We start from the raw sequence: 22373 nt of genomic DNA on the forward strand, positions 1-22373 counted from the left end.
CAGCCCAAGCGCGCCCCAGCCCAGGCGCCCTGGCTCAGACGCCCCAGCCCAGGCACCCTGGCTCAGGCCCCCTGGCTCAGGCCCCCTGGCTCAGGCGCTCGACCGCCGCGGCCACGCGCTCGTCGCTCGCCGTCAGCGCCACGCGGACGAACCGGTCGCCCGCGGGACCGTAGAAGTCGCCGGGCGCGACCAGGATCCCCAGCTCCGCCAGATGCGCCACGGTGTCCCAGCAGGACTCGTCGCGCGTGACCCACAGGTAGAGGCTCGCCTCGCTGTGCTCGATGCGGAAGCCGTGCTTCACCAGGGCGTCGCGCAGGGCCGCACGGCGGGCCGCGTAGCGCCCGCGCTGCTCCTGCACGTGCTCGTCGTCGCCGAGCGCCGCGACGACGGCCGCCTGCGTCGGGGCGGACGTCATCATGCCGCCGTGCTTGCGGATCTGGAGCAGGTCGCCGAGGACGGCGGCGTCACCGGCCAGGAAGGCGGCCCGGTAGCCGGCGAGGTTCGACCGCTTCGAGAGCGAGTGGACCGACACGATCCCCTCGTACGAGCCGCCGCAGACGTCCGGGTGCAGGACCGAGACCGGGTCCGCCTCCCAGCCGAGCTCGATGTAGCACTCGTCGGAGAAGACGAGGATGCCGTGCTCGCGCGCCCAGGCGACGATCCGGGTCAGCTCGTCCTTGGACAGGACGCGGCCGGTCGGGTTCGAGGGCGAGTTGAGCCACAGGAGCTTGATCCCGGTGGGGTCGAGCTCCGTAGGGTCGTCGTACGCGACGTGGTCCGCGCGGGCGAGGCGGGCGCCGACCTCGTACGTCGGGTAGGCCAGGCGCGGGTAGGCGACCACGTCTTTAGATGTCGCAGTTCCGGGGCCGAGGCCCAGCTGCGTCGGGAGCCAGGCCACGAGCTCCTTGGAACCGACGACCGGCAGGACGTTGTGGTGGGTGAACCCGCGCGCGCCGAGGCGCCGCTCGCTCCAGCCCACGAGTGCGTCCCGCAGCTCGGGCGTGCCCCACACCGTGGGATAACCCGGCGAGTCCGCGGCCGCGATCAGCGCTTTCTGGATCAGCTCGGGCACCGGGTCGACCGGCGTGCCGACGGAGAGGTCGACGATCCCGCCCTCATGGGCGGCGGCCGTCTTCTTGTACGGCTCGAGCTTGTCCCAGGGGAACGTGGGAAGGCGGTCGGAGACTGCGGACACCTGGCTCACTTCTTTCGTACGTGCATGCGCACTCGGGCAAACGCCTCGGTCCCGTACGGCGGGCGTGCCGTACGGGACCGGGGCGGCGCGATATGCGGCCCGCTTACTGGTTCTGCGGCGGAAGCGCGGCGATGAAGGCGTGGTCGCGCTCGATCAGGCCGAGCTTGCTGGCGCCGCCGGGCGAACCGAGCTCGTCGAAGAACTCGACGTTCGCCTTGTAGTAGTCCTTCCACTCTTCAGGAGTGTCGTCCTCGTAGAAGATCGCCTCGACCGGGCAGACCGGCTCACAGGCTCCACAGTCGACGCATTCGTCCGGGTGGATGTACAAGGACCGGGAGCCCTCGTAGATGCAGTCGACCGGGCACTCCTCGATGCACGCCTTGTCCTTCACGTCGACACAAGGCTGCGCGATGACGTAGGTCACGCTGTCGTTCCTCCTCGATAGGGCGCGGCGGGCCGATCTGCGGCTCCGTCCGCGTGGCGCGCGGGAGCGCGGCGTCGTCGATGCCCGCATCTAGTATCTCCGTTCCTGGGCATGATCCGAACAGGAGGGGTGGACCGAGCTGTGGAATTCTCTGCGGGCGGACGGCTCGAGGTTCGCTTGACGGCCTCTGACGTGGGAAAACGTGTCTCTGTGCGACGGCTGACCGAGGGCGGCTCGCCGGGTGCGAAGTTCACCGACACGGTCGGAGTTCTCACATCGTGGAACGGCGGTGTGCTGCTCATCACAACGCGGGGTGGCGAACAGGTCCGTATTTCGGAATCGTCGCTGGTCGCGGGGAAGGTCGTGCCGGCCGCGCCCGCCCGGCGCCGCGGGCCCGCCGCGTCGTACGAGGAGCTGGCGCGGGCGGGCGCGCGCGCGTGGCAGCCGGAGCGGCTCGGCGACTGGGAGCTGCGGGCTGCCTCCGGGTTCACCCGGCGGGCCAACTCGGTGCTGCCACTGGGTGATCCGGGGCTCCCCCTCGACGAGGCGCTCTCGCGCGTCCGCGCCTGGTACGAGCTGCGCGGGCTGCCCGCGTACATCCAGACCGCGACCGGCGCCGAGGGCACGCAGGAGCTGCTGTGCGCGGAGCTGGAGGCGCGGGGGTGGGTGCGTGAGGTCACCGCGGAGATGTGGATCGCGGGGCTCGCGCCGGTCGCGGACGGCGTGGACCCCGGCGAAGGGATCGAGCTGACGCGGGAGCCGGGCGAGGCGTGGCTCGGCCGGTATCAGCGCAAGGGCGCCCGCGAGGTGGCCCTGAAGGTACTGACCTCCGGGCCTTCCGTGTGGTTCGCGACCGTGCCGGGCGAGGGCGGGGAGCCCGACGCGATCGGGCGGTGCGTCGTGGACGGGCGGTGGGCCGGCTTCGCGGCGGTCGAGGTGGCCCCCTCACGGCGGCGCCAGGGCCTGGCGTCTGCCGTGATGACGGCGCTCTCGCGGCGCGCACTGGAGGAGGGCGCGTCAGCGGCCTGGCTCCAGGTGGAGGCGGACAATGAGGGGGCTCGGGCGATGTACGGGCGGCTGGGTTTCGCCGCGCACCACGCGTACCACCACTACCGCGCACCGGACCCGGACCCGGACCCGGCCGGACACTGAGCGAGGTACGTATGTCCCCCCACATCTCACCCCGCTCCGAGGAGCTGCGCCGGCGGTTCGCCGAGGAGGCGCGGACGGAGCGGCCCGATCTGTCGCAGCTGTGCCTGCTGGTGGCCGCGGAGGCGGACGGCTCGCTCGACGAGGCCGGTATGGACGCGGTCCAGATGGACCTCGACCGGCTCGCCGGGCAGGTGCCGTTCCGGCCCGGCGGGCCGCTGGCGTGGGCGACGGCGCTGGCCGAGCTGCTGGGCGCCCGCTGCGGTTTCCGTGGCACGCCGGGCGACTACGAGCGCCTGGAGTCGTCGCTCCTGCACGAGGTGGTGCGGCGCAGGCGGGGGCTGCCGATCCTGTTGTCGGTGGTGTGGATGGAGGTCGCGCGGCGGGCGGGGGCGCCGGTGTACGGGGTGGCGCTGCCGGGGCACTTCGTGGTCGGGTTCGGCCCCGCGCAGGATCAGGTGCTCGCCGACCCGTTCGACGGGGGCCGGGTGCTGACCGGCGCGGACGCGGAGCTGCTCGTGGCCGGTGCGACGGGGGCGCCGCTGAACGCGGCGATGCTGCAGCCGGCCGATCCGCTGGATGTCGTGCTGCGGATCCTGAACAACATCGGCGCGTGGGCGGCCACGCGGCCGGAGCGGTCGGACGTGGCGCTGTGGGCGGTCGAGCTGTCGCTGCTGCTGCCCGCGCACCCGGCCCGGCTGCGCTACCAACGGGCCCAACTCCTCGTCCGCAGCGGGGACTTCCTCGCGGGGGCGGCGGAGCTGGACGCGTACGCGGATGTGGTGGGCGCCGTGGACGCCCCGGCCGCCGAGACGGTGCGCGCGCAGGCGCGGGCGGCCCGGGCCATGCTCAACTGACCGGCTACAGCCACCCCTTCTCGCGGGCGATCCGTACCGCCTCCGCCCTGTTGCGCACGGCGAGCTTCTGGATGGCCGTCGAGAGGTAGTTGCGGACCGTGCCCTGCGACAGGTGCAGGGCCGCCGCCAGCTCGGCGTTGGTCGAGCCGTCGGCCGCCGCGCGCAGGATCTCGCGTTCGCGGTCGGTCAGCGGGTTGGCGCCCCCGGCGAGCGCGGCGGCCGCGAGGGTGGGGTCGATGACACGCTCGCCGGCGAGCACCTTGCGTACGGCTTCGGCGAGTTGGGCCGCGGGGGCGTCCTTGACGAGGAACGCGTGGGCGCCGGACTCCATCGCCGTACGGAGATAGCCGGGGCGGCCGAACGTGGTGAGGACGACGACCTTGAGGGCGGGCAGGTGCTCGCTGAGCTGGGCGGCGGCCTCGATGCCGGTCATGCCGGGCATCTCGATGTCCAGGAGCGCCACGTCGGGGCCGTGTGCGCGGGCCGCCTCAAGCACCTCGTCGCCGCGCGCCACCTGGGCGACGACCTCGATGTCGGGTTCGAGGCCGAGGAGCGCCGCGAGGGCCTCCCGCACCATCGACTGGTCCTCCGCGAGCAGGACCTTGATCTGAGCGCTCATGCGGCGGATCCTACGGAGCCCACGGGCACCCGGGCCACCAGCAGGAACCCGCGGTCGCGCACGGGCGCCGCCTCCAGGGTGCCGCCGACGCCCTCGACGCGTTCGCGCAGACCCGTCAGGCCGTTGCCGGGTACGCCGCTGCCGCCCGTCGCGGCGCCGGCCCCGTCGTCCTCCACCGTGAGCTCCATGACGGGGCCGTCCAGGGTCTGGCGGCGGGCGATGCCGACCGTGCAGCGGTGCGCGCCGCTGTGCCGTACGGCGTTGGTGACGGCCTCGCGCAGGGTCCAGGCGAGGGCGGCCTCCTGCTCGGCGGGCAGGTCGTCGGGCGCGTCCGCGGGAACCTCGGCCTCGATGCCGGCGGCGGCCAACGCGGCGCGCGCTCCGGCCAGTTCGGCGCCGAGGCGGGCGCGCCGGTAGCCGGTGACGGCCTCCCGGACGTCGACGAGTGCCTGGCGGCTGACCTGCTCGATGTCGGCGACCTGCTGAGCCGCCTTCTCGGGGTGGTCGGGGAGCATGCGGCCGGCGAGCTCGCTCTTGAGCGTGATCAGGGAGAGCGAGTGGCCGAGGAGGTCGTGCAGGTCGCGGGCGAGGCGCAGGCGCTCCTCGTTGGCCGCGAGCTGGGCGACGGTGGCGCGCGCCCTGCGCAGTTCGACGGTCGTGCGCACGAGCTGCCGTACGCCCGTCATCGCGAACCCGCCGAGGAGGGCGGGCACGACCAGGCCGAGGTCCCAGCCGCGGCCGAGCGGGATCCCGAGGAGGACCATCGCGGCCGTGACCGCGACGATCGTCCAGCGGGCGTACCGCATGGGCAGCACCGCCCCGCAGGACACGGAGACGTACACGAACAGGACGAGCCAGGGGGCACCGAGCGTGAGGGACATGACGACGGCGACCGCGGCGAGCGCCCCGAGGATCGCGGCCAGCCGCCCCAGGCGCATGGCGCGGGCCGTGTGGCGGAAGACGAGGGCCAGGTAGACGCCGACGAAGGCGACCAGGCCGAGCCAGCCGAGCGCGGTGGCCCAGGCCGTGTGGCCGCCGTTGACGAGGTCGTCGATCGGATCCGCCATGAAGACCAGCCAGATGCCGATCCACAGCAGCTTGCGCAGCGCCTCACGGTGGTTGCGGGGCGGCTGCCCCATGCCGGTGAGCGTGGTCTCGTCCGACGTCATGGCGTTCACGCCTTCAGGGTGTCCTTCCGGTACAGCCAGGCCGCGCCGCCGGCGAAGACCAGGAAGTAGGCGACGATCAGCGTGACGTCCTTGGCGTGCGGGGCGTTGCCCAGCTCGATGGCCTGGCCGAGGGCAGCGTACGCGTGCGTGGGCAGCCAGGAGGCGATGTTCCGCAGCCACTCGGGGAAGCTGGCCGAGGGGAACCACAGGCCGCCCAGGATCGACAGGCCGAAGTAGACGATCATCGTGATGGGGCGGACGGCGTCGCCCGTCGCGAGGTAGCCGATGGCCACGCCGAGCGCGGCGAAGCAGAGGCTGCCGGCCCAGATCGCGACGACGAGGGCGAGCCACTGCCAGGCGTCGAGCCGTACGCCCTTGGTGACCGCGGCGACGACGAAGACCACGACGATGGACGGCAGGCTGACCACGGCGGCACTGGCGGTCTTGGCGAGGACGTAGCCGCGCCCGGGAAGCGTGGTGAGGCGCAGCTGGCGCACCCAGCCGCTCTCGCGCTCCTTGGCGATGCGCTCGCTGTTGCCCATGAGGACGGCGGTCAGGGCGCCGAAGGACGCCATCGACACCATCATGAACGCGGCGAGGTTGAGGCCGGTGCCGTCGACCATGGTCGAGCTGTCGGAGCTGCCCGCGATGAGCAGGAACAGGACCGACGGGTAGACGACGGAGAAGAACAGGAACTTCTTGTTGCGCAGGGCCCGGGTGATCTCGAGCTTGATCAGGCTGTTCATGACGTCCTGGCCTCCTCGGCCGTGGTGATGGCTACGAAGGCCTGCTCCAGGCCGAGGCCCGCGACCTCCAGGTTGCGCGGGTAGACGCCGAGTCCGTACAGGGCGTGCACGGTGGCGTCGGCGTCGCTCGACTGGAGGCGGACGGTGCGGCCCGACACGTCGAGGGTGGTGAGGAACGGCAGGGCGCGCAGGGCCTGTTCGTCGATGTCGCCCTCCAGGTCGAAGGCGACCTTGCGGGCACCCGCCCTGGCCTTGATCTCGGCGGCGGTGCCGTCGGCGAGGAGGCGGCCGCGGTGCAGGACGAGGACGCGGTCGGCGATCGCGTCGGCCTCCTCCAGGTAGTGCGTGGCGAAGAGGACCGTGCGGCCCTGGTCGGCCTGTTCGCGCATCGTGGCCCAGAACGCCTGGCGGGCCGAGACGTCCATGCCGGTGGTCGGCTCGTCGAGCACGATGAGGTCGTTGGCCCCGGCGGTGGCGAGGGCGAAGCGGACGCGCTGCTCCTGGCCGCCGGAGAGCTTGTTGACCTTGCGGTCGGCGATCTGCGCGATGCCCGCCCGGGACAGCACCTCGCCCGGCTTGTACGGCTTGGGGTGCAGGGCGCAGGCGAGCTTCACGAGCTCGGCCACGGTGACCTCGTCCATCAGGCCGCCGCTCTGCAGCATGGCGCCGACGCGGCCCTGGACGATCGCGTCCCGCGGGCTGGTGCCGAAGACGCGGACGGTGCCGGTGTCGGCGGGGCGCAGGCCGAGGAGGAGGTCGAGGGTGGTGGACTTGCCCGCGCCGTTCGGGCCGAGGAGGGCGACGGTCTCGCCCGGGTGCAGATCGAGGGTGAGCCCGTCCACGGCCCTGACGTCCCCGTAGCTCTTGCTCACCCGCTCGAAGCTGACCACCTCGGTGGCCTGTGCTGTCGTTGTCATGGAACCCATGGTGGCGGGCGGGGGCGGGTGCCCGGCAGTGTCGGGAGGCCGGTGTCCGGGATGACAGATGTCATGTCCGCGGGCGGCAGCACAGCGGGCGGGTCCCCGTGAAGGGACCCGCCCGGTGCATGACGTGCGTGCCGGCTATCCCGGGTTGGTCTCGATGACCCCGGTGCGCTCGGCGGGCGTCTTGCCCTTGAGTGCCTGCCGCATTGCGACGGCCACGTCGTTGGGCGTCACCGGCGTCTTCTTGCCGGTACCGCGGGTGATGAGGATGCCGTCGAACGTGTTGCCGTACAGCTTCTTCAGCGCCTGCAGGTCGTAGACGTCGACGAGCTTGCCGTTGACCGCCTTGACGCCGAGGATCTGCGGCAGCGACTTGGCGGGGCCGAACGGGATCTGTGCGTTGCCCGCCTTGATGACGACGTTCGCGGACATGGCCGGCTCCGCGAACTCCTTCATCATCCGGTCGACCTCGGCGTTCGGGACGGTCGGCTTACGGGTCGTCGTCGCCATCGGCACGGGTCGCGAGGCGCCCGTCTCCACATGCGTGCGGTACGCCTCCTCGACGGACGAGGAGGACCGGGCGACGTCGATGCCCTTGCCCGTCTTGCCGTACACGGCGATGGCCTTGCCGGGGACGAACTTGATCGTGCCGTCGCCGGACGCGGCGCCGTCCGCGGCCCGCTCGAGGGCGGCCTGGAGCTTCTCCTCGTCGACGGGCATGACGGGCTCGACGACGCGTTCGTTGCCGAACAGGGAGCCGATCACGGAGACCGGGTTGTAGTCGCTGCCCGCGGCCGCCGCCACCGTCGCCGTGCTGTCCAGGCTCAGACCCGCCTGATCCGGCCTGAGCGGCACGGACTTGCCGTCGACCGACAGCTGGAGCGGGTCGGTGGTGCGCTTGCCGAAGTTGGTGTCGAGCTTGGCCGCGGCCTCGTCACGGGTGCCGCCGCCGATGTCGATGCCGAGCACGGTCGTGTTCTTGGGCACGTCCGAGTGGTTCATCAGCAGACCGGCGCCATACGCGACACCGGCCAGGCCCACGACGCCCGCGCCCACGAGGACGAGCTTGTTGCGGCCCTTCTTCTTGCGGGGCGCGGCCGGGGCGCTCTGGCCGACCGGGTCGGGGAGCTTCGGCGGAGTGTGCGGCAGCGGCCCTTCGGGGCGCGGGCCGCCGGGGGCGAACGGCGCGTTCGGTCCGCCGAGGCCCGGCGGGACGACCGGGATGCCGCTGGTGAGCGTCTCGCCGGAGACATGGCCGCCCGGGCCGGGCTCGGGCGCGGGCTTCTGCGGCGTGAGGATCGCGGTGTCGTCGCTCATCTGCGGCGGCCGCTGACCGCCGGGAGGGCCTCCGGCAGGTCCGCCGGGACGCGCCATCGGGCTGTCGCCGCCGGCGGGTCCCGTGGTCGGGCCCGAGGGGCCGCGCGGGGGGACGCCGGGGCCCGAGCCGTCGGCGTTCCCGGCGAAGTAGGGCAGGTCGCCGCGGTGCGGGTCGCCGGAGTTCCCGGGCTGTGGCGGGCGGCCGTGCGACCCGGTGCCGCCGAGCGGCCCGGCCGCGACCGCGCCGGACACGTCAAAGGCACCGGAGCCGCCCGACTGGCCTGGCACCGCACCGGAGTTGCCCGGAGCGGGAGCGGCGGCGGAGCCGCCCCGCTGAGGGGGACCCGACTTGCGCGGCGCGAACCAGTCGCTCGTCTTCTCCTCCGCGGCCGGTGCGCCCTGGCCGTCACCCGAAGGAGCGGTCCGGGGAGCGGGGGCGGTGGGGGTGTCCGGTGCCGGTGCCTGGGCCGGTACGGCGGCCGGACCCTGGGATCCGGGTCCCGCGTCCACGTCGCTCATGGGCGTGCGCATCACTACGGGCGGGATGGGGCGCGATCCGGGGATGTTGATCCGGATCCGCGTCGTCAGCGTGGTCTCCGTCTTGCGTTCCTCGGGGACCGGCCGGCCCTCGGCGGGCTGCCCGGCATCGCCGGACGCACCGTCGCCGGGACCGGCGCCCTGGGCGGGGGTGCCGTACGGAGGCGTCCCCGAGGGGTACGCGGCACCGCCGCGCCCCTGGGGCCCGGAGGACGAACTGTCAGTTTCACGGCTCAAAGCAGGTTCTCCCGGTTGGCTCCGCCGCCCGTCTCGACCTCACGCGGGCTGCTCGGCGGCGCGCACCACCATACTGGCCGCGGCCGGAACGCATCCGGTGACCGCCGACGAAACCCGTGCGGGGCATGGGCCGGGCACGCCCTAAGTGGTACGTCACTTCCCAAGTCGGGCAGCGGGCCCCGGTGGTTGCCGCGACAGACCAAGGGTGGCGCACATCACAGCGACGGCCATCCCGCCGAGAAGGAACAGATAGGAGCCGGTTCCCGCACCGAAGAGGAAGTCGCCCTCGGGCCGGCTCGCCGTGAGCAGGATGACCGCGACGGCCCAGCCCACGGCGGGTGCGACGGCCCCTCCCCTGGTGCCCGTCGCCCGCGCCCCGCCGAGGAACGCGCCGGCCGCGCCGAGCAGCGCGAGCAGCAACCCGCCCGGAAACAGGCCCCCTTGGACGAGGGAACCGGCCACACCGACGAGCGCGCCGAGCACGAGGAGCCCGGCCAGCACGGCGATGTGCCCGGCGTCGAGGCCGGTCGCCGCCGGCCGGACGGGCGGGCCGCCCGCGGGCTTCGCGGCGCCGCTCGACGCCGCCGCCCGGCCGGACTTGGCCGGATTGCCCGACTTGCCTGCGCCACTCATCACGCCACCACTCCCGCGAACAGGTCCGTCTCGTACGGCGCCTCTGCCTCGCCCCGCGCCAACTCGTAATACTCCACGTCGAAGACGGGCTGGGCGAGCCCGTTCGACAGGGCGAAGACCGGCTCGCCGCCGGGTGCGATCTCGACCTGGGTGGCGTGGGCGCGCATCGCGGCGGTCTTGGCCGCGACGAAGACCCTGCCGTCGATCTCGGCGGTGACCCGCTCGTCGTCGACGACGCCCGGCACGTCGCCGATCTCGGCCGCGGTCTCGTACGGGGTCGAGCCGAGGACACCGGCCAGCCACCGGAAGCGCTCCTCGGCCACGGACCGGGGCACGCGGTTCCAGTAGATCTTCGCGACGGTGTGGGTGTCGCCCAGGTCCCGGCGGAACGCGGGCTCGGCCGCGAGTTCGGCGGCGCGCATGGCGACGCGGTGGGCCTGGATGTGGTCGGGGTGGCCGTAGCCGCCGTCCGGGTCGTAGGTGACGAGGACCTGGGGACGGACCTCGCGGATCACCTCGACGAGATACGCGGCGGCCTCGTCCAGGTCGGCGGACCAGAAGGCGCCCGGCCGGTCGTTCTGCTCGGCGCCCATCATCCCGGAGTCGCGGAAGCGTCCGGGGCCGCCGAGGAAGCGGTGGTCGGTGACCCCGAGCTCCTTCATGGCGGCGGTGAGCTCGCCGATGCGGTGCGGGCCGAGGATGTCCTCGCGGTCCGGGGCGAGGTGCGCGAGAACGTCCGGGATGACCTCGCCCTCCTCGCCGAGGGTGCAGGTCACCAGGGTGACGTGGGCACCGGCGGCCGAGTACTTGGCCATGGTGGCGCCATTGTTGATCGACTCGTCGTCGGGGTGCGCGTGCACGAGGAGCAGACGCCGGTCGGGCAGTTCCGTCATGCGCCCCAGCCTAGGACTCCCGACGGCGCGACTAGAACTTGATCCCGCCGATCATGCCCGCGACGTTCGTCGTGAGCTCGCTGATGGTGGGGGCGATGGAGGAGCTGGCGAGGTAGAACCCGAGCAGGACGCAGACGATCGCGTGTCCGGCCTTCAGACCCGACTTCCTGATCAGAATGAAGACGATGATCGCGAACAGCACCACTGCCGAAATCGAGAGTGCCACAGCGGTCCACCTCCCTTGATCCGAGTCCAACTGCCGTACGCCACGCGGTAGCCGAGCCCTTCTTACCCACGCAGCGCTATGGATCATAACTATCCGTCCCGACGCATGAGTCGGTGCATGGCAGCAAGGGGGGCGCACGGCGGCACGGCCCCATAGGGTCGGGGGATGACCACCGAGCCTCTCTCCTTTCCGCGCCAGCACGCCCGCACCCAGCGCTTCACGCTCGGCGCACCACGGGCGTTCACGGTGGCGCCCGACGGCGAGCGCGTCGCCTTCCTGCGGTCCGGATCCGGTACCGATCGGGCGAACGCGCTGTGGGTCCTGGACGTGACGTCCGGCGAGGAGCGGATCGCCGCCGATCCGCGGGTACTCCTCGGCGGCGCCGAGGAGGATCTGTCGGACGAGGAACGCTCGCGCCGCGAACGCAGCCGCGAGGGCGCCGCCGGCATCGTCGCCTATGCGACGGACGCGGCCGTGGAGCTGGCCGCGTTCGCGCTGTCCGGGCGGCTGTTCACCGCGGAACTGCGCGCGGGCACGACCCGCGAACTCCGCGAGCCCGCACGTCATGGTCCGCTGATCGACCCGCGCCCCTCGCCGGACGGCCGCCATGTCGCGTACGTGTCCGGGGGCGCCCTGCGCGTCGTCGGCGCGGACGGCGAGGGCGACCGGGCCCTAGCCGCGCCGGGCGAGGACGAGGCGTCGACCGTCACGTACGGGCTCGCGGAGTTCATCGCGGCCGAGGAGATGGGCCGCTCGCGGGGCTTTTGGTGGTCGCCCGACTCGGACCGGCTCCTGGTGGCCCGGGCGGACGACGCGGCGGTGCGGCGCTGGTGGATCGCGGATCCGGCGCACCCGGACCGCAAGCCCGCACGCAACGCGTACCCGGCGGCGGGCACGCCCAACGCGGAGGTGCGGCTCTTCGTCATCGGCCTGGACGGGTCGCGCACCGAGGTGTCGTGGGACCGGGCGAGGTACCCGTATCTGGCGCGGGTGCACTGGTCGGCCGGCGGGGCGCCGCTGATCCTCGTACAGGCCCGTGACCAGCTCAGTGAGCTGTATCTCGCGGTGAACGTCGAGGACGGTTCGACGCGGATGGTGCACGCCGACGAGGACGGGCAGTGGCTGGAGCTGTTTCCCGGTGTGCCGTCCTGGTCGCCGAGCGGGCAGCTCGTGCGGATCGCGGACGAGGGCGGGGCGCGGGTCCTCGCGGTCGGTGAACGGCCGCTGACCGGGCCGCAGTTGCATGTGCGGGCGGTCCTGGACGTGGGTGAGAGCGACGTGCTGATCTCGGCGTCGGCGGGCTCGGCGGCGCCGGACCGGGAGACCGGCGAGGTGCATGTGTACCGGGTCAACGAGCTGGGCGTGGAGCGCGTCTCGGACGAGCCGGGCGTGCACTCCGCGGTGCGCGCGGGCGGCGTGACCGTCCTGGCGTCCGCGCGCACCGACGAGCCGGGCACCCGGGTGCGGGTGATGCGCGACGGCAAGCAGATCGCGACGGTCGCCTCGCACGCCGAGCGCCCCTCGCTGAGCCCCCGCCTGACGCTCACGGAAGCGGCCGGCATCCCGTGCGCCGTCCTGCTCCCTTCCTCGTACGAGCAGGGGGACGGGCCGCTGCCGGTGCTGCTCGACCCGTACGGCGGCCCGCACGGGCAGCGGGTGCTCGCCGCGCACAATCCGCATCTGACGTCGCAGTGGTTCGCCGACCAGGGCTTCGCGGTGGTCGTCGCGGACGGCCGCGGCACCCCCGGCCACTCCCCCGCCCGGGAGAAGGCGGTCCGCGACGACCTCACGCTCACGCTCGACGACCAGATCACGGCGCTGCACGCGCTGGCCGACGCCTTCCCGCTCGACCTGAACCGGGTGGCGATCCGCGGCTGGTCGTACGGCGGATATCTGGCGGGGCTCGCGGTCCTGCGCCGCCCGGACGTCTTCCACGCGGGCATCGCGGGCGCCCCGGTCACGGACTGGCGGCTCTACGACACCCACTACACGGAGCGCTACCTGGGCGACCCGAAGGCTTCGCCGCAGGTGTACGCGAAGAACTCGCTGGTCACCGACGACGGTCTGGCCGAGGCGGCGGGGCAGCACCGGCCGCTGATGATCGTGCACGGTCTGGCCGACGACAACGTCGTGGTGGCGCACAGTCTGCGGCTTTCGTCGGCGCTCCTCGCCGCGGGCCGCCCGCACGAGGTGCTGCCGCTGTCGGGCGTGACGCACATGACACCGCAGGAGCAGGTCGCGGAGAACCTGCTGCTGCTCCAGGTGGACTTCCTGAAGCGCTCGCTGGGGCTGGTCTAGAAAGGCGACCGGCCGGGGCGACATGGCGCGCCCCGGCCGGTCAACGGCACCCGCACGGCCGTACGCTGTTCAGCCTGACGCGTTCGTATATCGGTGCCGCGACGGTCAAGTTGCCTGTGTGTTAACGAAGTTGATGTGCATTTGTCGCGACACGTACGCCTACTCGGTGGGGACGACGCGCTTCTCCTCGGCGAAGTGGCAGGCCGAGTCGTGTTTCGCCGGCGAGTCCCCGATGCGGAACACGGCGGGCACCGCGAGCGCCGGCACCTCCAGTGCGCACCGCTCCTGCGCCTTCCAGCAGCGGGTGCGGAAGCGGCAGCCGGAGGGGATGTTGGCCGGGGACGGCACATCGCCGGTGAGGATGATCCGCTCGCGGTGCTCGCGCGCCTCCGGGTCGGGGACGGGCACGGCGGACAGGAGCGCCTGGGTGTAGGGGTGCGTGGGGTGTTCGTAGATCTGCTCGTCGGTGCCGATCTCGACGATCCGCCCGAGGTACATGACGCCGACCCGGTCGGAGATGTGGCGGACGATCGACAGGTCGTGGGCGATGAAGACGTAACTGAGGTCGAACTCGTTCTGGAGGCTGTCGAGCAGGTTGATGACCTGCGCCTGCACGGAGACGTCGAGCGCGGAGACCGGCTCGTCGGCGACGATGATCTCGGGGCGCAGGGCGAGGCCGCGCGCGATGCCGATGCGCTGGCGCTGGCCGCCGGAGAACTGGTGCGGGTACCGGTTGATGTACTCCGGGTTGAGCCCGACCACGTCCAGGAGGTCCTGCACCTTCCGGCGCCGGTCGCCCTTGGGCGCGACCTCGGGGTGGATCTCGTACGGCTCCCCGATGATGTCGCCGACCGTCATGCGCGGGTTGAGGGACGTGTACGGGTCCTGGAACACCATCTGGATGTTGCGGCGTACGGCTTTGAGGGCGCGTCCGGACAGCTTGGTGATGTCCTCGCCCCTGTACTTGATCTGCCCGGCGGTCGGCCGCTCCAGGTTCACCAGCATCCTGGCGACGGTCGACTTGCCGCAGCCGGACTCGCCGACGATGCCGAGGGTCTCGCCCTGGCCGAGCACGAAGTCGACGCCGTCGACGGCCTTGACCGCGCCGACCTGCTTCTTGAACAGGATCCCCTGGGTGAGCGGATAGTGCTTGACCAGCCCGCTGACCTCGAGGATCGGCTCGCCGGCCGGCACGGGGGCGGCGGCGTGCGCCTCTTTCGCCAGGTCAGCCATCGAGCGTCTCCTTCCAGAAGTAGCAGGCGCTCCGGCGCGTCGGGCTCACCTCGAAGAGCGGGGGAACGTCCGCGCGGCACACGTCCTGGGCCATCGGGCAGCGCGGGTTGAAGGCGCATCCGGGCGGGATGTGCATCAGGTTGGGCGGCAGGCCCTTGATCGCGTACAGCTCCCGGCCCTTCTGGTCCAGGCGCGGGATCGATTCGAGCAGGCCCTTGGTGTACGGGTGGGCGGGCGCCTTGTAGATCTCGTGCACGGGCGCCGTCTCGACGATGCGGCCCGCGTACATGACGGCGATCTTGTCGGCTACGTCGGCGACCACGCCGAGGTCGTGCGTGATGAGGATGAGGCCCATCCTGAGCTCGCGCTGGAGTTCGGCGAGCAGCTCCATGACCTGGGCCTGGACGGTGACGTCGAGGGCGGTGGTGGGCTCGTCGGCGATGATCAGGTCCGGTTCCAGGGCGAGCGCCATCGCGATCATGATGCGCTGGCGCATGCCGCCGCTGAACTGGTGCGGGTACTGGCCCACCCGCTCCTTGGCGGCGGGGATCCTGACGTGGTCCATCAGCTCGATGGCCTTGGCCTTGGCGTCCTTTCGGGACATGCCCTTGTGGACGGTGAACAGCTCGCCGATCTGGGCGCCCACGGACAGCACGGGATTGAGGGAGCTGAGCGCGTCCTGGAAGATCATCGCCATCTTCGCGCCGCGGATCTTGCGCCGCCCGTCCTCCTTGAGCTTGAGGAGGTCCGTGCCCTGGAAGAGGATCTCACCGCCGGTGATCTTCCCGGGCGGGATGTCGAGGATGCCCATGATCGCCTGGGCGGTCACGGACTTGCCGGACCCCGACTCGCCGAGCACGGCGAGGGTCTCGCCCTCGTCGACGGTGTAGCTGACGCCGTTGACGGCGTTGGCGATCCCTTCGCGCGTCCGGAACTCCACGTGCAGATCGCGCACTTCGAGCAGCATGGGCGCCTACCTCAGCTTGGGGTCGAGGGCGTCGCGCACCGCGTCGCCGAGCATGATGAAAGCGAGCACGGTGATCGCGAGGGCGCCGGCGGGCCAGAGCAGCATGTGCGGGGCGTTGCGGATGTACTGCGACGCCGAGGAGATGTCGATGCCCCAGCTCACGGTGGGCGGCTTCAGGCCGACGCCGAGGTACGAGAGCGTCGCCTCGAGGGAGATGTACGTGCCGAGCGCGATGGTGGCGACGACGATGACCGGCGCGATCGCGTTGGGCAGGATGTGCCGCAGCATCATCCGGGAGTTGGAGGCGCCGAGCGCCCGCGCCGCCTGCACGTAGTCGTTCTGCTTGGCCGTGATGACGGAGCCGCGGGCGATGCGGGAGAGCTGCGGCCAGCCGAGCAGCACCATGAACCCGATGACCGGCCAGACGGTGGAGCTGGTGACCACGGACAGGAGCACCAGGCCGCCCAGGACGACGGGGATGGCGAAGAAGACGTCGGTGATGCGGGACAGGATCGCGTCCCACGCCCCGCCGAAGAACCCTGCGAGCCCGCCGAGGACGCTGCCCAGGAGGGCGACGCCGACGGTGGCGCAGACGCCGACGGTAACCGAGGTGCGGGCGCCGTACACGGTGCGCGTGTAGACGTCGCAGCCCTGGCCGTTGAAGCCGAAGGGATGGCCGGGCTGGGAGCCCTCCTGGGCCTTGGCGAGGTCGCAGGAGAGCGGGTTGCCGGAGGCGATCAGCGAGGGCCAGATCGAGATGATCACGAGGAAGACGATGATCAGGCCCGAGATGATGAAGATCGGGTTGCGGCGCAGATCGCGCCAGGCGTCCGACCAGAGGCTTCTCGGCCTGCCCGCGGGTCCCGTGCCTTCGGGGCCGCCCGGAGTCTTCTCCAAGGTTGTCCCCTCGCTCGTGGCGAGGTCCATGGCGCCGCCCGCGCCCGTCGCGGCGATGGCCCCTCCGTCCTCCGGGACGCGGCCCCCGCCCGACGAGTAGGGCTCCGGCGGCTCGGGTTCAGGCATAGCGGATCCTCGGGTCGAGTACGGCGTACAGGAGGTCGACGATCAGGTTGGCCGCCAGGAAGACGAGGACGAGTACGGTCACGAAGCCGACGACGGTCTGGGTGTTCTGCCGGACGATGCCCTGGTAGAGCTGGTAGCCGACGCCGTGGATGTTGAAGATCCGCTCCGTGACGATGGCGCCGCCCATCAGGGCGCCGATGTCGGTGCCGATGAAGGTGACGACCGGGATCAGCGAGTTGCGCAGCAGGTGCCGGACGATGACGCGACGGCGCGGCAGGCCCTTGGCGATGGCCGTACGGACGTAGTCGGCGCGGCGGTTCTCGGCGATCGAGGTCCTGGTGAGCCGGGTGACGTACGCGAGGGAGACCGAGGCGAGCACGAGGCCGGGGACGATCAGTTCGGAGAACGTCGCCTCCGTGGACACCGCGGGTTTGATGATCCCCCACTCGACGCCGAGCAGGAGCTGGAGGAGCAGACCGGTGACGAAGGTCGGGACGGAGATGACGACCAGGGTGAGCAGCAGCACGCTGGTGTCGACGGGACGTCCGCGGCGCAGGCCGGTGACGACGCCGAGCGAGATGCCGATGACGATCTCGAAGAGGATCGCCACGATGGTCAGGCGGATCGTCACGGGGAAGGCGGCCGCCATCAGTTCGGTGACCTTCTGGCCGTTGAACGCGGTGCCGAAGTCGCCGGTGAAGACGTTCCCCATGTACGTCAGGTATTGCTGCCAGACGGGCTTGTCGAGGCCGAACTCCTTCTCCAGCTGAGCGGCCGTGGCGGGGTCGCACTGCTTGTCGCCGCACAGTCCCGCGATGGGGTCGCCCATCACGTTGACCATCAGGAAGATGAGCAGCGTCGCGCCGAAGAAGACCGGGATCATCTGCAGCAGACGCCTGATCACATAACGTCCCATACGGGCTCCCGAATCGGGAGGAGCGGCCGCCCTTCAGGGCCCCGGACTGCCGCTCCCCGGGCGTCAGCTGACCTTGATCTCGTTGTAGACCGGAACGCTGAACGGGTTGAGGGCGACGTTGGAGACCTTGTCGGAGTAGCCGGCGCTGCCGTTCTGGTACCAGAGCGGGATGGCCGCCATGTTGTCCCTGACGACGCCTTCGGCCTGCTGGAAGATCTTGACGGCCTTGGCGCGGTCGGACTCGGCGTTGGCCTGGTCGACGAGCTTGTCGAACTCCTTGTTGGACCACTTGCCGTCGTTGGACGAGGCGTTCGTGTAGTACAGCGGCTGCAGGAAGTTCTGGATGAGCGGGTAGTCCATCTGCCAGCCGGCGCGGAACGGGCCCGTCATCTTCTTCTGCGTGATCTTGTTGCGGAAGTCGGCGAAGGTGCCGGTGGGCAGGCCGACGCAGGCCTTGTCGTTGCCCAGCGCGTTGTTGATGCTGTTGCAGACGGCGTCGACCCACTCCTTGTGGCTGCCGGTGTCGGCGTTGTAGCCGATCTTCACCTGGCCGCCGGGGATGCCGCCGCCCTCCTGGACCAGCTTCTTGGCCTCGGTGGGGTTGTAGTCGCAGCTGTCGCCGCACAGGCCGTCCTGGAAGCCGCCGTCCTTGCCGAGGACCGGCGAGGTCCAGTCCGTGGCCGGGGTGCGGGTCTTCTGGAAGATCGTCTCGGTGATCTGCTTGCGGTTGATCGCCATCGACAGGCCCTTGCGGACCTTGTCGCTGTCCGCCTTGTTCCACGCGGGGTCGTAGAACGGGAAGGCGAGCGTCTGGATGATGCCGGCGGGGGTGTTGATGTACCGGCCGCTGAGGTCGGCGTTGACGTTCTTGAGCTGCGAGGCCGGGACGTCGTCGACGAGGTCGAGGTTGCCGGCCGTCAGGTCGGTGTACGCCGTGTTGTTGTCGGTGTAGACCTTCAGGTCCACGCCGCCGTTCTGCGCCTTGTCGGTGCCCGGGTAGGCGTCCCACTTGCGCAGGGACATCTGGGAGCCCTTGGTGTAGTTGTCGATCGTGTACGGGCCGTTGCCGATCGGCTTGCTCACCCACGCGGAGTGGTTGTCGAAGAAGGCCTTGGGGAGCGGGGCGAAGGCCGCGTAGCCGAGGGTGTCGGGCCACAGCGAGAACTTCTGGTTGAGCTTGACCGAGAAGGTGAGGGGGCCGGTGACCTTGAGCCCGGACAGGTTGGTGGCGCTCGGGGTGCCGGAGTCGGGGTGGACCTTGTCGTAGCCGTCGATCTGGCCGAAGAAGTAGGCGTTCTTCTGGTTGTTCCTCAGGTCGGCGCCGTAGTTCCAGGCGTCCACGAAGGACTGCGCGGTGACCTTCTCTCCGTTGGAGAACGTCCAGCCGTCCTTGACCGTGATCTTGAAGTTGATCGAGTCCGTCGTCTCGATCTTGTCCGCGAGCATGTCCTCGGCGGCGCCCGTCTTCGAGTTGTAGCGCTTCAGACCACGGAAGAGCATGTCCATGACCTTGCCGCCCTGGACCTCGTTCGTGTTCGCGGGCTCCAGCGGGTTCTGCGGGTCGCCCCAGGACGAACGGACGACCCCTGAGCCGTCGCCGCCACTGCCGCCGCTGCCGCCCCCACCACCACAGGCCGTCGCAGCGAGAGCGACGGCCACCGCGCAAACGGCCCACTTGGCGTGCGTGGCTCCACGCATGGATTGCCTCCTCGGAGTGCTTCTGGGTCCGCGCCTTACGGCACTTAGGCCCAAATATCGTCCTTACCGTCACACAACGCACTTTCAGCCCGCCCGTTCGGGCGGGGGCAAACCCGGTGTGCGCACCCGTTCGCGCCCGTACCGTGGGCCGCATGGAGTACGCGAAGATGCGGGCCGTCGCCGAGGAGCTCGCGGAGTACGCCGACCGCCTGGACGGTTCCTGGCGCGTGGAGATCGGCGCTGCGGGGCCGGTACTGGCGATGACGCACCGGCCGAACAGGTACCACGGCACCATCCACCGCATCCGCGAGCAGCTGGACGAACAACTCCCCTCCACCGATCCCGGCCACATCTGCGCCAACGGCCCCTGGATCGACCATGCCGCGATCGGCCGCATGCGGCTTCCGGGTGCGGCGGTGATCCCGGAGGCCTGCCTCGACGAGGAAGGCCTCGCAGTCGACGCCACCCAGGTACGCGCCGCCATCGAGGTCGTCTCTCCCCTCGACCCCGACAACGACTACCGCGACAAGCTCGCCGACTACCCCGCCATGGGCATCCCCCACTACCTGATCGTCGACCCGCGCACCGGCACCATCGAGGTGCACTCCGAGCCCTGCGGAGACCGCTACCGCAGCAAGGAGTCGTACATCTACGGCGACAAGGTCCCGTTCGGCCCCTGGACGGTCGAGACCCGCGACTTCCGCCGCTACGGGAAGGCCGGGAACGACGCGGGCTGAGCCGTCAGCCGGCAAGCGTGGCTCAGCAGGTTCCCGAGGAAACCCTCACCGTCGCCGTTCTTGTAGGCAAGTGCCCGCCCGGTCAACGCGCCCTCCGCCGACCGGAGTTCGATACCGAGCAGCGGGCTGCCGATCCTGGCGTCCGCCGTCGGGAGCTGGATCGGGAAGGTGCCGCGCAGAACGAGCGTGTCCGTAGCGTCCACGTCGGCGGTGACCGCCTCCCCGGCGATACGCAGCTCCGCCCGCCCCGGCCCGAGCACCCGCAGCTCCACCGGGACATCCCCCTCGGGCGTCGCGATCCGGCCCGCCCACTCCCCCCGCGGCAGCGTCATGGGGCGCGCGGGCACCGAGAACACCGGGGAGATCCGCTCCGGCCCGTAGCCCGGCACCAGCTCCCCCAGGACGTGGTCGACGACCGCGTCGCGGGCCGCCTTGACCGTCGCGTTCGTCAGGACCGCCACGGACAGGCCGGACTCCGGCGCGGACACGGCCATCGCCGCCACGCCGCCCATGCCGCCGCCGTGGCTCACCAGGAGCGGCCCCGCGCCGAGCGAGACGCACCAGCCGAGGCCGTACCCGAGGTGCTCGCCGATCGGGACGGGGTCGATCACCGCGGCGGCCGTCTCCGGCTTCAGGAGCCGCGGCCAGGACTGGGCGAAGAGGGCGAGCTGAGGGGCCGTCGCCCAGCCCAGCGAGGCACCCGGGTGGCTGGTGCGCAGGCCCTCCGGGTAGGGGCGCCCGTCAGCGGTGTAGCGAGTCGCGGCACCCGGGCAGGCCGTGGCGATGCGGAAGCCGTCGAGCCCAAGCGGCCCGAGGACCCGCTCCCGGGCGTATGTGGCGAGGTCCTGTCCGGTGGCTTCCTCCAGGAGCTGGCCGAGGAGCCGGTAGCCGAGGTTCGCGTACTCGAAGCCGGAGCCGGGCGCACGGTGGAGCTGCGTGTACGGCTCCGCGTCCACGGGCGGCTCGCCCTCCTCGCCGTAGTGGAAGTCGTAGTGCGCGCCGAGCCCGCCCCTGTGCCGCAGGAGCTGACGAGGGGTGGCGCCGAGCGGTCCCGGTGCGTCCAGGCCGAGCAGCCCCTCGTCGGCCGCGACGCAGACCGCCGCGGCCGTGACCGGCTTGGTGACGGAGGCGAGGGCGTACGGGGTGTGCGCAGTGGCGGGGATCCCCGCGCCGGTGTCGGCGAGCCCGTACGCCTGGGCGAGGATCACCTCGCCGTGCACCGCGACCGCGACCGAGACGGACGGGCACCCGTGCTCCGCCATCGCCTGCGTGCACCGCGCCCCGAGGTCGTCCAGCATGTCAGGCCCCTCTCCGTCGCCGGCTCGTTCCTGGATCATCGCCCACGCCGGGACGGTCACGACCGCCCGCCCGGAAACGCCGCCGGCCCGTCACCGGTGTGTCACCGGTGACGGGCCGCGGTCGGTCGAAGCGTGGACGGTCAGGCGTCCGCGCCGGACTCTTCCTCGAGGGCCGCGAGCGCCGGGTCGAGGACGATGTCCTGACCGCGGTCCTCGATGGTCGGCTCCTCCGGGAAGTGACAGGCCGTGAGATGACCCTCGCGGCTGCCGGAGATCTGGACGAGCGGCGGCTCCTCCGTGGCGCACTTGTCCTGCGCCTTCCAGCACCGGGTGCGGAAGCGGCAGCCGGACGGCGGCGAGATCGGCGAGGGGACGTCGCCCTCCAGGCGGATCCGCTCCTTCTTCACCGCGTCGATGTCCGCGTCCGGCACGGCCGACATCAGCGCGTGCGTGTACGGGTGACGGGGGCGGTTGTAGAGCGAGTCGCGGTCGGCGATCTCCACGATCTTGCCCAGGTACATCACCGCGACGCGCTGCGAGAAGTGCCGCACGATGGCCAGGTCGTGGGCGATGAAGACGAACGCGATGCCCATCTCCCGCTGCACCTTCTGCAGCAGGTTGACGACCTGGGCCTGGATCGACACGTCGAGCGCGGAGACCGGCTCGTCCGCGACGATCAGCTTCGGCTCGAGGGCCACGGCCCTGGCCACGCCGATGCGCTGCCGCTGGCCGCCCGAGAACTCGTGCGGGAAGCGGTTGTAGTGCTCCGGGTTCAGGCCGACGATCTCAAGGAGCTCCCGCACGCGCGCCTCGCGGCCGCCGGGCGGGTTGATGCCGTTGATCTCCATCGGCCCGGCGATGATCGAGCCGACCGTCTGCCGCGGGTTCAGCGACGCGTACGGGTCCTGGAAGATCATCTGGATCTCGGACCTGATGGGCGCCAGCTGCTTGCGGTTGGCCGTGCTGATGTCCTGGCCGTTGTACGTGATCGTGCCGTGGGTCGGCTCGTACAGGCGGGTCAGCAGGCGGCCCGTCGTCGACTTGCCGCAGCCGGACTCGCCGACGAGGCCCAGGGCCTCGCCCCGGAAGACGTCGAAGGAGACGCCGTCGACGGCCTTGACGGCGCCGATGGTCCGCCGGATCGGGAAGCCGCCCTTGATCGGGAAGTGCTTCTTCAGGTCCTTGACCTGGAGGAGCGGTGCGCTGTCCGCGTCCCGCTGCTGCGGGATCGCTTCCGCGACCGCCGTGGTGGTCTGGTTGTTCTCGCTCATGGTCATG

At 71.4% G+C, this 22373-nt stretch carries 21 protein-coding genes; 4 read left to right on the forward strand and 17 right to left on the reverse strand.

The annotated features are described in order from the left end of the window. Window positions 1–76: 76 nt before the first annotated feature. Together OHA58_RS12145 and fdxA are read right to left on the reverse strand one after the other, a co-directional pair. A complete protein-coding gene (locus OHA58_RS12145; RefSeq protein WP_405478704.1) occupies window positions 77–1195 on the reverse strand; it encodes a bifunctional succinyldiaminopimelate transaminase/glutamate-prephenate aminotransferase in 1119 nt (372 codons plus the stop codon). A 103-nt stretch (window positions 1196–1298) separates the two neighbouring features. After that, a complete protein-coding gene (gene fdxA, locus OHA58_RS12150; protein ID WP_030573070.1) occupies window positions 1299–1619 on the reverse strand; it encodes a ferredoxin in 321 nt (106 codons plus the stop codon). 141 nt (window positions 1620–1760) lie between these two features. Here fdxA and OHA58_RS12155 point away from each other — a divergent pair, with 141 nt between their 5' ends. Next, on the forward strand, window positions 1761–2771 hold the full coding sequence (locus OHA58_RS12155; RefSeq protein WP_405478705.1) for a GNAT family N-acetyltransferase: 1011 nt from the start codon (window positions 1761–1763) through the stop codon (window positions 2769–2771). 11 nt (window positions 2772–2782) lie between these two features. Continuing rightward, on the forward strand, window positions 2783–3625 hold the full coding sequence (locus OHA58_RS12160; RefSeq protein WP_405478706.1) for a tetratricopeptide repeat protein: 843 nt from the start codon (window positions 2783–2785) through the stop codon (window positions 3623–3625). A 4-nt stretch (window positions 3626–3629) separates the two neighbouring features. Here the strand turns inward: OHA58_RS12160 and OHA58_RS12165 are convergent, their stop codons facing one another. From OHA58_RS12165 to OHA58_RS12200, 8 genes are all read right to left on the reverse strand, one after another. Next, the gene (locus OHA58_RS12165; RefSeq protein WP_266560518.1) at window positions 3630–4244 is read right to left on the reverse strand and encodes a response regulator transcription factor; all 615 of its coding nucleotides are present in this window, start codon (window positions 4242–4244) and stop codon (window positions 3630–3632) included. Beyond that, the gene (locus OHA58_RS12170; RefSeq protein WP_405484925.1) at window positions 4241–5413 is read right to left on the reverse strand and encodes a sensor histidine kinase; all 1173 of its coding nucleotides are present in this window, start codon (window positions 5411–5413) and stop codon (window positions 4241–4243) included. The genes OHA58_RS12165 and OHA58_RS12170 overlap by 4 nt, the downstream gene beginning before the upstream one ends. A 5-nt stretch (window positions 5414–5418) precedes the next feature. Continuing rightward, complete coding sequence (locus tag OHA58_RS12175) at window positions 5419–6159, reverse strand: ABC transporter permease (RefSeq protein ID WP_405478707.1); 741 nt, start codon at window positions 6157–6159, stop codon at window positions 5419–5421. Next, window positions 6156–7076: an ABC transporter ATP-binding protein gene (locus OHA58_RS12180; protein ID WP_405478708.1), complete on the reverse strand. Its 921-nt coding sequence runs from the start codon at window positions 7074–7076 to the stop codon at window positions 6156–6158. The genes OHA58_RS12175 and OHA58_RS12180 overlap by 4 nt, the downstream gene beginning before the upstream one ends. 144 nt (window positions 7077–7220) lie before the next feature. Further along, window positions 7221–9173 (reverse strand): hypothetical protein, encoded by a 1953-nt coding sequence (locus OHA58_RS12185; RefSeq protein WP_405478709.1) that lies wholly within the window; start codon window positions 9171–9173, stop codon window positions 7221–7223. Between the two features lie 153 nt (window positions 9174–9326). Then, window positions 9327–9806, reverse strand: a complete 480-nt coding sequence (locus tag OHA58_RS12190; protein ID WP_405478710.1) for a DUF6113 family protein — start codon at window positions 9804–9806, stop codon at window positions 9327–9329. Next, entirely contained in the window at window positions 9806–10699 is an 894-nt protein-coding gene (mshB, locus tag OHA58_RS12195) for an N-acetyl-1-D-myo-inositol-2-amino-2-deoxy-alpha-D-glucopyranoside deacetylase (RefSeq protein WP_405478711.1), read from the reverse strand. The genes OHA58_RS12190 and mshB overlap by 1 nt, the downstream gene beginning before the upstream one ends. Before the next feature lie 31 nt (window positions 10700–10730). Continuing rightward, entirely contained in the window at window positions 10731–10925 is a 195-nt protein-coding gene (locus OHA58_RS12200; protein ID WP_100596611.1) for a hypothetical protein, read from the reverse strand. A 165-nt stretch (window positions 10926–11090) separates the two neighbouring features. On the opposite strand from OHA58_RS12200, the gene OHA58_RS12205 reads away from it, so the two are divergent. After that, window positions 11091–13223 carry a prolyl oligopeptidase family serine peptidase gene (locus OHA58_RS12205; RefSeq protein WP_405478712.1) on the forward strand — a complete coding sequence of 711 codons (2133 nt, stop codon included), beginning with the start codon at window positions 11091–11093 and terminating at the stop codon, window positions 13221–13223. A gap of 159 nt (window positions 13224–13382) precedes the next feature. Here the strand turns inward: OHA58_RS12205 and OHA58_RS12210 are convergent, their stop codons facing one another. From OHA58_RS12210 to OHA58_RS12230, 5 genes are all read right to left on the reverse strand, one after another. Continuing rightward, window positions 13383–14456 carry an ABC transporter ATP-binding protein gene (locus OHA58_RS12210; protein ID WP_405478713.1) on the reverse strand — a complete coding sequence of 358 codons (1074 nt, stop codon included), beginning with the start codon at window positions 14454–14456 and terminating at the stop codon, window positions 13383–13385. Then, window positions 14449–15423, reverse strand: coding sequence for an ABC transporter ATP-binding protein (locus tag OHA58_RS12215; protein WP_405478714.1), 975 nt, complete (start codon window positions 15421–15423; stop codon window positions 14449–14451). The genes OHA58_RS12210 and OHA58_RS12215 overlap by 8 nt, the downstream gene beginning before the upstream one ends. Before the next feature lie 6 nt (window positions 15424–15429). Further along, window positions 15430–16446, reverse strand: coding sequence for an ABC transporter permease (locus tag OHA58_RS12220; protein WP_405478715.1), 1017 nt, complete (start codon window positions 16444–16446; stop codon window positions 15430–15432). Further along, window positions 16439–17362, reverse strand: a complete 924-nt coding sequence (locus tag OHA58_RS12225; protein WP_266560538.1) for an ABC transporter permease — start codon at window positions 17360–17362, stop codon at window positions 16439–16441. Before OHA58_RS12225 ends, OHA58_RS12220 begins: the two co-directional genes overlap by 8 nt. A gap of 63 nt (window positions 17363–17425) precedes the next feature. Beyond that, window positions 17426–19060 carry an ABC transporter substrate-binding protein gene (locus tag OHA58_RS12230; protein ID WP_405478716.1) on the reverse strand — a complete coding sequence of 545 codons (1635 nt, stop codon included), beginning with the start codon at window positions 19058–19060 and terminating at the stop codon, window positions 17426–17428. A 152-nt stretch (window positions 19061–19212) separates the two neighbouring features. On the opposite strand from OHA58_RS12230, the gene OHA58_RS12235 reads away from it, so the two are divergent. Further along, complete coding sequence (locus OHA58_RS12235) at window positions 19213–19797, forward strand: Uma2 family endonuclease (RefSeq protein WP_405478717.1); 585 nt, start codon at window positions 19213–19215, stop codon at window positions 19795–19797. Here OHA58_RS12235 and OHA58_RS12240 read toward each other — a convergent pair. Beyond that, window positions 19767–21095 (reverse strand): serine hydrolase domain-containing protein, encoded by a 1329-nt coding sequence (locus OHA58_RS12240; protein WP_405478718.1) that lies wholly within the window; start codon window positions 21093–21095, stop codon window positions 19767–19769. The two genes, OHA58_RS12235 and OHA58_RS12240, sit on opposite strands and share 31 nt — an antisense overlap. A gap of 140 nt (window positions 21096–21235) precedes the next feature. Beyond that, a complete protein-coding gene (locus tag OHA58_RS12245) occupies window positions 21236–22366 on the reverse strand; it encodes an ABC transporter ATP-binding protein (RefSeq protein WP_405478719.1) in 1131 nt (376 codons plus the stop codon). Between the last annotated feature and the right edge of the window lie 7 nt (window positions 22367–22373).

The organism is Streptomyces sp. NBC_00009 (assembly GCF_045040855.1).
Lineage (GTDB): Bacteria > Actinomycetota > Actinomycetes > Streptomycetales > Streptomycetaceae > Streptomyces > Streptomyces aureus.